We start from the raw sequence: 9,809 nt of genomic DNA on the forward strand, positions 1-9,809 counted from the left end.
AACCGCCGCGGAGTTGCTTGAGGTTTAAAATATCGGGAGCCTAATGCATCTTTCGGCATGGGAAAACGCAGTTTCGGCGCGCAGCCTGCCCGATCGCTATGCGGGCGTTTGCCGCGCGCTTGGGCAGCGACATCTCCTCCTGCAGCGCAACATATGCTTCGCGGTCGCGGGATTCGTTTATCGGCTAGACAAGCCGTCGCTCCGACGACAGCTTCACAGGCGCGGTGCAGTCCAGACATGGAGGTGGCGGAATGGGTGCGCTCGAGAAAGGCATTACGCGGAGCGGCACGGGTTACGGCGGCAAGACCTGGAATATTCTGGGCCAGGTCTATTTTCCCAAGGCGGTCACCGACTCGACCTTCGCATTCGAAACCAACAGCGATCCCGGCCAGTTCGTGCCGGTGCACATCCATCCAACCCAGGACGAATTCATCCTGGTGCAGGAAGGCACGCTCGACCTCAAGCTCGACGGCGTCTGGGTGAAGGCCGAGGCCGGCGATCTCGTGCGCATGCCGCGCGGTATTCCCCACGGCTATTTCAACAAATCGGACAAGCCGGCGCGCGCGCTGTTCTGGGTCTCGCCGATGCAGAAGCTGGAGGAGTTGTTCGACAAACTGCACAATCTGCAGGATCCGGCAGAGGTGGTGCGCATTTCCGCCGAGCACGAGGTGAATTTCCTGCCGCCGGAAGCCAACGACTGACCTCGCCCTGGTAGCGGGCCCAACGTCGGAAGCAGCGGATTGCCGGGAGCGTATCCGGCGATGACGGCGGCGTGTGCGTACAATCCAACGGGTTGTTGATTTTCCGGAGCATCCACATGGTCAAGCAGAAGCATGTTTGCATCGTCGGCGCCGGCATTTCCGGGCTTGCCGCGGCCAAGGCGTTTTCCGAACGGGGACACAGGGTGACCATCGTCGAGCGCAGCGGCGATCTCGGCGGCGTGTGGGAGCCGGCGCGGTCCTATCCCGAGGTCCAGACCCAGAGCCCGAAAGATCTCTATCGCTACACCGACAAGGCGATGCCGGGCTCCTATCCGGAATGGCCGAAGGGGCCGCAGGTCTACGCTTACTTGCGCGACTACGCGCGCGAGCATGGGCTCGACGATGCCATACGGTTCAATACCACTGTCGTGGCGATGGATCGCTGCGCCGACGGCAAGCCGGGCTGGACGCTCACGCTTCGCACCGACGATAGCGTGGGCCACGAGGAGTTTGATTTCGTCGCAGTCTGCACCGGCCAGTTCAACGAGCCGCAAACCCTCAACCTGCGCGGCGAGAACGTGTTCAAGTCGCAAGGCAGCAAGATCCTGCATTCGTCGCAATACAACGATGCGACGATCGCCAGGGGGCGCAGAGTGGTGGTGCTCGGCGGCTCGAAATCGGCGACCGACATTGCAGTGAACGCCGTCAACTCGGGCGCTGCAGAAGTTACCATCGTCTATCGCGAGCCGGTGTGGCGCATTCCGTATTTCGTCGGCGGCTTGGTCAACTTCAAGCGCATCCTCTACATCCGCGCCCAGGAAGAGATGTTTCCGGGTTGGGGCATCGGCCCGCTGTCGCGGCTCGCGCATGTGCTGGCCAAGCCGCTGGTGTGGGCGAACTGGCGTGGGTTGGAGAGCCTTCTGAAGGTCCAGCTCAAGCTGAAGCAATGCGATATGGTGCCGAAGCGGCCGATCGAGGACGGCGTCAATTGTTCGGTGCCGATTGCAACGCCCGGCTTCTATCCGATGGTGGCCGATGGCCGCATCAAGGCGATCCGCGGCACCTTCGATCATTATGATGGCGACAGCATCGTGATGAGCGGGGGCGAGCGCGTGCCGGCGGATGTGGTGGTGCTTGCGATCGGCTACAAGCTTGGCGTTCCGTTCCTGCCCGAAAGCTACCGCAGCAAGCTGGTCGAGCCCGACGGGCAGTATCGGCTCTATCGCCTGATCGCCAACCCGGATCTGCCGGATATGGGGTTCGTCGGATTCAATTCCAGCTTCTGCACGGTGCTTTGCGCCGAGCTGGCCGCCAACTGGCTGGTGCGTTACGCCGATGGCAAGCTTGCGCGGCAGCCGACTGCCGCCGAGATGAAGGAGAACATCGCGATGATGCTTCGCTTCAAACGTGTCGAACGGCCGGCGGCGGGCGTCTATGGTGGGCTTTGCGTTGCGCCGTATCATTACCGCCACTTCGACGAGCTGCTGGCGGATATCGGTACGACCATCCGCCGACGCAATCCGCTCGCCGAAAAATTCACGCCGCCCGATGCCGATGCCTATGCGCGCTTCCTTGCTTCAGCGCCGGACTATCACGCGGTGGCATAAGGACGGGCAGACTCCTCGCTCGGCGATGTCCGGCCGGGCACGGCGGCAAGCAGCTCGCGCGTGTAGGGATGTTCGGGCGCGGCGAACAGCGCGGCTGCAGGCCTGAGCTCCACGATCTCGCCGCGCTGCATCACCGCGATGCGGTCGCAGATCTGTGCGGCGACGCGCAGATCATGGGTGATGAACAGCATCGACAGCCCGAGCCGCGCCTTGAGGTCTTCGAGCAGATTGAGAACCTGCGCCTGCACGGAGACGTCGAGCGCGGAGACCGCTTCGTCCGCGACCAGGATTTCGGGCTCGAGCGCCAGCGCGCGGGCGATCCCGATGCGCTGGCGCTGGCCGCCGGAGAATTCGTGCGGAAAACGGTCCATCGCATTGGCGTTGAGGCCGACCATGCCGAGCAAGTCGCGGGCACGCTGCCGCGCCACATCAGGGGCGGTACCATGCGCGATCGGCCCGTCCGCGATGATGTTGCCGACCTTGCGGCGCGGATTGAGCGAGGCAAAGGGATCCTGGAAGATCATCTGGATGCGGCTGCGCTCCTTGCGCAGTTCCTTGCCGCCGATCGCGGTGAAGTCGGTATCGCCGAGGCGGACCGTGCCCTGGTCTGGTTCGATCAGGCGCATGACAAGGCGCGCGACCGAGGACTTGCCCGAACCGGATTCGCCGACGAGGCCGAGCGTCTCGCCCTGCAGGATGTTGAAGTTGACCGCCTTGGCTGCCTGCACGCGCCGCTCCGGCTGGAACCAGCCGCCGCCGGAAACATACGTCTTGTCGAGGCCGATCACCTCGACCGCCTTGGGACGGTCGACGAGGGGAGCACGCTGCGGCGGCTCCATCGAGGGTACCGCGGCGAGCAGGGCGCGTGTATAGGCGTGTTGCGGACGCTGCAGCACATTATCGGCCGAGCCCTGTTCAACCACCTTGCCGTGCTGGAGCACGACCACGCGGTCGGCGATATCGGCGACGACGCCGAAATCATGGGTGATGAACATCACCGCCATGTTGCGGCGACGCTGCAGGTCGCGGATCAGTTTCAGAATCTGCGCCTGCGTGGTGACGTCGAGCGCGGTGGTCGGCTCGTCCGCGACCAGCACCGCCGGTTCGAGCGCGAGCGCCATCGCGATCATCGCGCGCTGGCGTTGTCCGCCGGACAGTTGGTGTGGATAGGCGCGCACGGTGCGTTCGGGGTCGGGCAGGCCGACCTCGCGCAAGAGATTGAGCGCCTTCTGCCGGCGCTCCTTCGGCGTCAGCAGATTGTGCGCCTCAAACATCTCGGCGATCTGGTCGCCGATCTGCATCAACGGATTGAGCGCCGTCATCGGCTCCTGGAACACCATGGCAATGTGGCGGCCGCGCAGGCCGAGCCATTGGTCATCATCCAGTCGCAGCAGATTTTGTCGCTCGAAGAGAATTTCACCGGCCTCGCGGCCGATGGTGTCGGGAAGGAGGCCCATCAACGCGTGGGCGCACATCGACTTGCCGGAACCGGACTCGCCGACCACGCAGAGGATCTTGCCGGGGATGAGATCGAACGACACGCCGTCGACGGCGTAGTCGCGGTCGGCGCCGGGCGGCAGCGCCAGCTTGAGGTCCTTGATGACGACGACGGCTTTGCTCTCGGACATGCTCAGCGCCCATCCTTATTGAGGCGCGGATTGAGCGCGTCGTTGAGGCCTTCGCCGATCAGGTTCAGCGCCAGCACCGAAACCAGGATGGCGATGCCGGGAAACACCGTGATCCACCAGGCCTGCCGGATCACGGTGCGGCCGGCGCCGACCATGTAGCCCCATGACATCAGGTTCGGATCGCCGAGGCCGAGGAAGGAGAGCGAGGACTCCAGCAGGATCGCAGTCGCCACCATCAGCGAGGCCAGCACGATGACGGGCGAGAGCGCATTGGGCAGGATCTCGCGCCAGATGATCCAGCTATGGGTCTGTCCGGTGACGATCGCCGCCTGGACATATTCGCGGGTGCGCAGCGACAGCACTTCACCGCGCACCAATCGCGCCACCGGCGGCCAGCTCACGATCGCGATCGCCAGCACGATCGAAACGATCGAGGGCTGCATGATCGCCACCAGCACGATCGCGAGCGCAAAGCTCGGCACGGTCTGGAAGAACTCGGTGAAGCGCATCAGGGCATCGCCGATCCGACCGCCGAAATAGCCGGCGAGCGCGCCAACGGGAATGCCGACGGCAAGCGCAGCGAGCGTCGAGACCAGCCCGACCAACAGCGAGACGCGCGCGCCATAGATGATGCCGGCGAACACGTCGCGGCCGAGCGCGTCGGTGCCGAGCGGCAGGCCTGATATCGTGAACGGCGGCAGGAACGGCCGCTGCACCATGCGCCAGGGCGAATTCGGGAAGATCATCGGCCCGAACAACGCGACCGCGATCGCGATGATAAGAATGATCGAGCCGATCAATCCGCCGGGATTGCGCAGCAATAGCTTCCAGAACCGCTTCATGCCGCAACCTCGATGCGCGGATCGACCGAGCGGTAGATCAGGTCGGTGATGAGGTTGAACGCCAGCACCATCGCCGAGCAGACGACGAAGACGCCGAGCAAGAGGTTATAGTCGCGCTGCAGCAGCGCCTCATACATCAGCCGGCCAATGCCGGGCCACGCAAACACGGTCTCGGTCAACACAGCGCCGCCGACCAGCGTGCCGGCCTGCAGGCCGGCGAGCGTCACCACCGGCAGCAGCGCGTTGCGCAGGATGTGGCGGCGCTGGATCACCGCGTCGCGGAGGCCCTTGGCGCGCGCGGTCTTGACGAAATCGAGACGCTTCACTTCCAGCATCGAGGCGCGCGTCATGCGGGTGTAGGTCGCCATGAAGAACAGGCCGATCGTGGTGGCCGGCAGGATCAGGTGCGCGCCGACGTCGAGCACGTGAGCGAAGCCGGTGTAGTTGGCGCCGACCGTCTCGTAGCCGAAGCTCGGCAACCAATCCATCGCCACCGAGAACAACAGGATCGCCATCAGTGCGACCCAGAACAAAGGCGTGGCGTAGAAGATCAGCGCCAGCACCGTGATCGCGGTATCGGCCCAACTACCCGCGCGGCGCGCCGCCAATGTTCCGAACAGCACGCCTGATAGCAGCGAGATCGCAAACGCGGTTCCGGTGAGCAGCAGCGTTGCCGGCAATCGCTCGAGGATCAATTGCGATACCGGTGCCTGCTGGCGGAAGGAGAAACCGAGGTCGAAGGTGGCGATGCCCTTCACATACCGATAGAGCTGCACGGGCAATGGCTGATCGAGCCCGAATTTCTCGCGGAGCTGGGCGACGAAGAGCTGATCGCTGGCGCCGGCTTCTCCGGCCATCACCACCGCGGGATCGCCGGGCGCCAGCCGGATCAGGAAGAAGTTCAAGACGACGATCGCGAGCAGCACGACGATCGCCTTCATAATTCGTTGCGTGATGAATCCGAGCATCGGAACCTTTCAGCTCGTTCGGGAGACGACACAGCCGCGGATCAAGGAGGCGGTCATCGCTGTCGATTCAACGGGTCTGGCCTGGAGGGGCAAGGTCAAACTCTCGGCAATCGGCGCTTAAGGAATGAACAGCAGCATGGACATCCCTTTCGCAACCGGGCCGCTTTGCGATTCCGGCGGTTCTATGCAAGGGATGTTCCTGTTGCCAATGATGGGAGCCTCCTCGTGAAGGCCGTCTATACCGAACTGCATCGCAGCCATGATCCGCAATTCTTCCTGGTCCGCGGCGTCGTCAAGCGCACCACCGAACAGCCCGAGCGCGCCGACCGTCTGCTGGCAGGGCTGAAGGCGGGCAAGCATCAACTGGTCGAGCCGACCGTGTTCGGGCAGGGGCCGCGGGCGCGGGTGCACAGCGCCGAATATCTGAGCTTCCTCGCGGAAGCCTGGGACGCCTGGTCGGCGCTCGGCGATTCCGGTTCCGAGATGATTGCCAACATCCATCCGGTGCGCAACGCCGCCACCTATCCGACCCATATCGTCGGCCGGCTCGGCTGGCACACGGCTGATACCGCCGCGCCGATCGGGCCGGGCACCTGGGCGGCCGCTTGTGCTGCGACCGACGTCGCAGCGACCGCGGCGCAGATGGTGATGGAGGGCGAGGACGCCGTCTACGCGCTGTGCCGTCCGCCCGGTCATCACGCCTATCGCGATATCGCCGGCGGTTTCTGCTTCCTCAACAACAGCGCGGTTGCGGCCGCGCATCTGCGGCTGAAACATGAGCGCGTCGCGATCCTCGATGTCGATGTCCATCACGGCAATGGCACGCAGGGCATCTTCTACGAGCGGCCTGACGTGCTGACGGTGTCGATCCATGCGGATCCGGCCTCGTTCTATCCGTTCGTCTGGGGCTATGCGCATGAGCGCGGCACGGGTCCCGGGCTCGGCGCCAATCTCAACATCCCGCTGCCGATCGGCACCGGCGACGACGGTTACCTCACGGCGCTTGCGACGGTGGAGAAGACGATCGAAGCCTTTGCGCCCGGCGCGCTCGTCGTAGCCCTCGGTCTCGATGCCTCCGAGCACGATCCGCTGGCGGGCCTTGCCGTCACAACGGAAGGATTCCGCCGCGTCGGCGCCGCCATCGCGCGGATCGGCCTGCCGACGGTGTTCGTGCAGGAGGGCGGCTATCTCTCCGACATCCTCGGTGCCAATCTGACCGCGGTGCTCGGCGGGTTTGAAGCAGCAAGGTGAGGGACTTCGTAGGATGGGTAGAGCGAACCGAAACCCATCGCGACGGAGCAAGCGGCGCGAATGATGGGTTTCGCTGCGCTCTACCCATCCTACGACGTCGTGCCCGCGAAGCCGGCGGGCGTCTCGCGAAAAGCGCCGTAGGGTGGGCAAAGCGAAGCGTGCCCACCATGAAGCATTCCGCTCGTGATGGTGGGCACGCTTCCGCTGGAGTCCGTTTAAGCGACGGCGCGTGCGCACCGGCGTGCTTGGCACGTCATTGCGAGCGGAGCGAAGCAATCCATAGCGCCGCAAGCGGAGGCGTGGATTGCTTCGCTGCGCTCGCAATGACGGAGGCTGTCATTCCGGGGCGATGCGTTAGCATCGAGCCCGGAATCCATCTAACCGCAGAGTATGCGGCCCAATGGATTCCGGGTTCGCGATTCGCGCGCCCCGGAATGACGAGGGGAGAGATCAGCGCTCTTGCTCCGCCGCCTTGATGGCGAGTGACAGGCTCAGCTTGATCTGCGCGACCATGTCGTCGAGCAGTTCTTCGCGCGTGGTTTCGGCGAGCTGGCCGGTGAGCAGGCCTTGCTCGGCGAGCATGACGACGCCGTGCAGCGCGGCCCAGATCTGCAGCGCGTGGCGCTCGCGCAGGAGGGCGACCGCCGGCGACTCCAGCGCTTCCAGCAGCAGACCGAACGTCTCCATCGCGGCGCTGTGCAGCTCGCTCTCCTTTGGCGAGCAGGCCATCACGCGCGAGGCGAACATCAGGCGGTAGATGCCGTGGCGGCGCAGGCCGAAGGCGAGGGCGGCTTGCGCGAAGCGTGAGATTTTTGTCCGCTTCGACGGTTCGTCGATCGCATCGCGCAGCGTCGTGTTGAACTGGCGAAAGGCTTCCGCTGTGACGGCCGACAACAGCGCCTCGCGGTCTGCGAAATGCCGGTAGGGTGCGGGCTGCGAGACGCGGAGCTTCTTGGCGAGTGCGCTGATGCTGATGGCCTCGGGGCCGCCGAGTTCCGCTTCCTGCAATGCCGCATGCACCAGGGCGTCGCGGAGGTCGCCATGGTGATAGGCATTTTGCGGCTTGCGGGCGAGGCGTGTTCCCATCTTAATGTGATAGGCTATAACTTTTTGCTTGACAGCACAACCGGACCGCGAATGTAATAGCTCCAAATTGAGACGTGGCCGAAGCAAGCCGCGTCCGCCGAGAAGCAGAGGAAACGCCAGTCCGCGCATCGAGCCACGGGCATCGATGCTGCGCGCGGCAGAGGGAAGCGCCCGCATGTCCGCAAAGCTGAAGATCCACGTCGACCAGGACAGGTGCCAGGGACACGCGCGCTGCAAGGCGCTCGCGCCCGAACTATTCGACCTCGACGAATACGGCAATGCCCATGAGCACGGCGAAGGCCGTGTGCCTGAAGGCCTCGAGGACAAGGCCTATCTCGCCCAGACCAACTGCCCGGAATTCGCGATCGAAGTCATCGAGGAGTGAGGCGCGCGGTCGGACCGCCGCCTTCATCCACACTTGATCTGAACGAACACAGCGGAAGGAAACTGCCGATGTCCGATTCCGTCAGCATGATGCCCGAACACCCGCCGGTGACCGACTGGATCCGTGATTTCGACCACACCGATCCGGCCTGGACCGAGAATCCGTTTCCGATCTGGGAGCAGTTGCGCGCAGCCTCGCCGGTGGTTCACACCGACCGCTTCCTCGGCTGCTACATGCCCACCACCTATGAGGCGGTAAAGCAGGTCGCCTACGACACCGAGCATTTTTCCTCCCGCCGCATCATCGTGCGCGACGTGCGGCCGGAGGTCACGCAGCCGGCGCCGCCCATCACCTCCGATCCACCCGAACATAAGCCGGCCAAGCAGTTGCTGCTGCCGCCGTTCACGCCCGACGCGATGAAGAAGCTCGAGCCACGGGTCCGTGCGATCTGCAACGAGCTGATCGACGAGTTCATCGACGATGGAAAATGCGACGCCGCCGAGCGCTACACGAAGCACATTCCGGTGCGCGCCATCGCCCATATGTTGGGTATACCCGAGAAGGATGGCGACCTCTTCATCAAGTGGATCCACGAAATCCTCGAGCTCGGCATCAAGGATCAGGACATCTTGATGCGCGCGCTCCACGAGATGAGTGCGTATTTCGCGGGCCATATCGCCGAACGCAAGGGCAAGCCGACCGACGACCTGATCACGACGCTGATGAACGCGCGCGACAAGGACGGCAAGCCGTTGTCGGACGCCCATGTGCTCGGCTCGCTGCGACTGCTCCTGGTCGCCGGCATCGACACCACCTGGAGCGCGATCGGCTCCTCGCTCTGGCACCTTGCGAAGACGCCCGCGGACCGTGAACGGCTGGTTGCTCAGCCGGAATTGTTGCCGATCGCGATCGAGGAGTTCCTGCGCGCCTATTCCCCGGTGACGATGGCGCGCGAAGTGGTGAAGGAGACCACGGTCAGCGGCTGCCCGGTCAAGCCCGGCAACATGGTGCTGTTGTCCTTCCCCGCTGCCAATCGCGACCCTGCGATGTTCGCGGACGCCGACAAGGTGGTGATCGACCGCAAGGAGAATCGTCACGCCGCCTTCGGCCTCGGCATCCATCGCTGCGTCGGCTCGAACCTCGCGCGCATGGAGATGATGGTCGCGATCGAGGAATGGCTGAAGCGGATTCCCGACTTCCGGCTCGATCCGGCCGGCAAGGTGGCGTGGTCGGAAGGCACCGTCCGCGGCCCGCGCGCACTGCCGTTCCTGTTCGGGGCGGGCTAGTTACAGTGCGTAGCCCGGGTGGAGCGACAGCGTAACCCGGGGACGCTGGTAGTGG

The 9,809-nt window shown here is 64.4% G+C and carries 9 protein-coding genes; 5 read left to right on the forward strand and 4 right to left on the reverse strand.

Features of this window, described 5'->3' with window-relative positions; translation table 11 throughout:
* Window positions 1–251 precede the first annotated feature (251 nt).
* Together CWO89_RS14675 and CWO89_RS14680 are read left to right on the forward strand one after the other, a co-directional pair.
* Window positions 252–701: a cupin domain-containing protein gene (locus tag CWO89_RS14675; protein ID WP_130579509.1), complete on the forward strand. Its 450-nt coding sequence runs from the start codon at window positions 252–254 to the stop codon at window positions 699–701.
* Between the two features lie 116 nt (window positions 702–817).
* Entirely contained in the window at window positions 818–2,308 is a 1,491-nt protein-coding gene (locus CWO89_RS14680; RefSeq protein WP_130579510.1) for a flavin-containing monooxygenase, read from the forward strand.
* On the opposite strand, the gene CWO89_RS14685 is transcribed toward CWO89_RS14680, so the two are convergent.
* From CWO89_RS14685 to CWO89_RS14695, 3 genes are read right to left on the reverse strand one after another with little or no spacing between them, the layout of a single operon-like run.
* Complete coding sequence (locus tag CWO89_RS14685) at window positions 2,293–3,936, reverse strand: ABC transporter ATP-binding protein (RefSeq protein ID WP_130579511.1); 1,644 nt, start codon at window positions 3,934–3,936, stop codon at window positions 2,293–2,295. The genes CWO89_RS14680 and CWO89_RS14685 overlap by 16 nt on opposite strands.
* Window positions 3,937–3,938: 2 nt before the next feature.
* Window positions 3,939–4,778, reverse strand: coding sequence for an ABC transporter permease (locus CWO89_RS14690; RefSeq protein ID WP_130579512.1), 840 nt, complete (start codon window positions 4,776–4,778; stop codon window positions 3,939–3,941).
* Complete coding sequence (locus CWO89_RS14695) at window positions 4,775–5,746, reverse strand: ABC transporter permease (RefSeq protein ID WP_130579513.1); 972 nt, start codon at window positions 5,744–5,746, stop codon at window positions 4,775–4,777. The genes CWO89_RS14690 and CWO89_RS14695 overlap by 4 nt, the downstream gene beginning before the upstream one ends.
* 225 nt (window positions 5,747–5,971) lie before the next feature.
* Between CWO89_RS14695 and CWO89_RS14700 the strand changes: the two genes are divergently transcribed.
* Entirely contained in the window at window positions 5,972–6,997 is a 1,026-nt protein-coding gene (locus tag CWO89_RS14700; protein WP_130579514.1) for a histone deacetylase family protein, read from the forward strand.
* Window positions 6,998–7,447: 450 nt separating this feature from the next.
* Here CWO89_RS14700 and CWO89_RS14705 read toward each other — a convergent pair whose 3' ends face one another.
* Entirely contained in the window at window positions 7,448–8,083 is a 636-nt protein-coding gene (locus tag CWO89_RS14705; protein ID WP_130579515.1) for a TetR/AcrR family transcriptional regulator, read from the reverse strand.
* Window positions 8,084–8,258: 175 nt separating this feature from the next.
* Here CWO89_RS14705 and CWO89_RS14710 point away from each other — a divergent pair, with 175 nt between their 5' ends.
* Window positions 8,259–8,468, forward strand: a complete 210-nt coding sequence (locus CWO89_RS14710; RefSeq protein WP_130579516.1) for a ferredoxin — start codon at window positions 8,259–8,261, stop codon at window positions 8,466–8,468.
* Between the two features lie 68 nt (window positions 8,469–8,536).
* Window positions 8,537–9,754, forward strand: a complete 1,218-nt coding sequence (locus CWO89_RS14715) for a cytochrome P450 (RefSeq protein ID WP_130579517.1) — start codon at window positions 8,537–8,539, stop codon at window positions 9,752–9,754.
* Window positions 9,755–9,809: the final 55 nt, after the last annotated feature.

Source organism: Bradyrhizobium sp. Leo170, from assembly GCF_004296405.1.
GTDB lineage: Bacteria > Pseudomonadota > Alphaproteobacteria > Rhizobiales > Xanthobacteraceae > Bradyrhizobium.

Coding starts and splice junctions, on each gene's coding strand:
- CWO89_RS14675 (WP_130579509.1), top strand. CDS start 252: ATGGGTGCGCTCGAGAAAGGCATTACGCGGAGCGGCACGGGTTACGGC.
- CWO89_RS14680 (WP_130579510.1), top strand. CDS start 818: ATGGTCAAGCAGAAGCATGTTTGCATCGTCGGCGCCGGCATTTCCGGG.
- CWO89_RS14685 (WP_130579511.1), bottom strand. CDS start 3,936: ATGTCCGAGAGCAAAGCCGTCGTCGTCATCAAGGACCTCAAGCTGGCG.
- CWO89_RS14690 (WP_130579512.1), bottom strand. CDS start 4,778: ATGAAGCGGTTCTGGAAGCTATTGCTGCGCAATCCCGGCGGATTGATC.
- CWO89_RS14695 (WP_130579513.1), bottom strand. CDS start 5,746: ATGCTCGGATTCATCACGCAACGAATTATGAAGGCGATCGTCGTGCTG.
- CWO89_RS14705 (WP_130579515.1), bottom strand. CDS start 8,083: ATGGGAACACGCCTCGCCCGCAAGCCGCAAAATGCCTATCACCATGGC.
- CWO89_RS14710 (WP_130579516.1), top strand. CDS start 8,259: ATGTCCGCAAAGCTGAAGATCCACGTCGACCAGGACAGGTGCCAGGGA.
- CWO89_RS14715 (WP_130579517.1), top strand. CDS start 8,537: ATGTCCGATTCCGTCAGCATGATGCCCGAACACCCGCCGGTGACCGAC.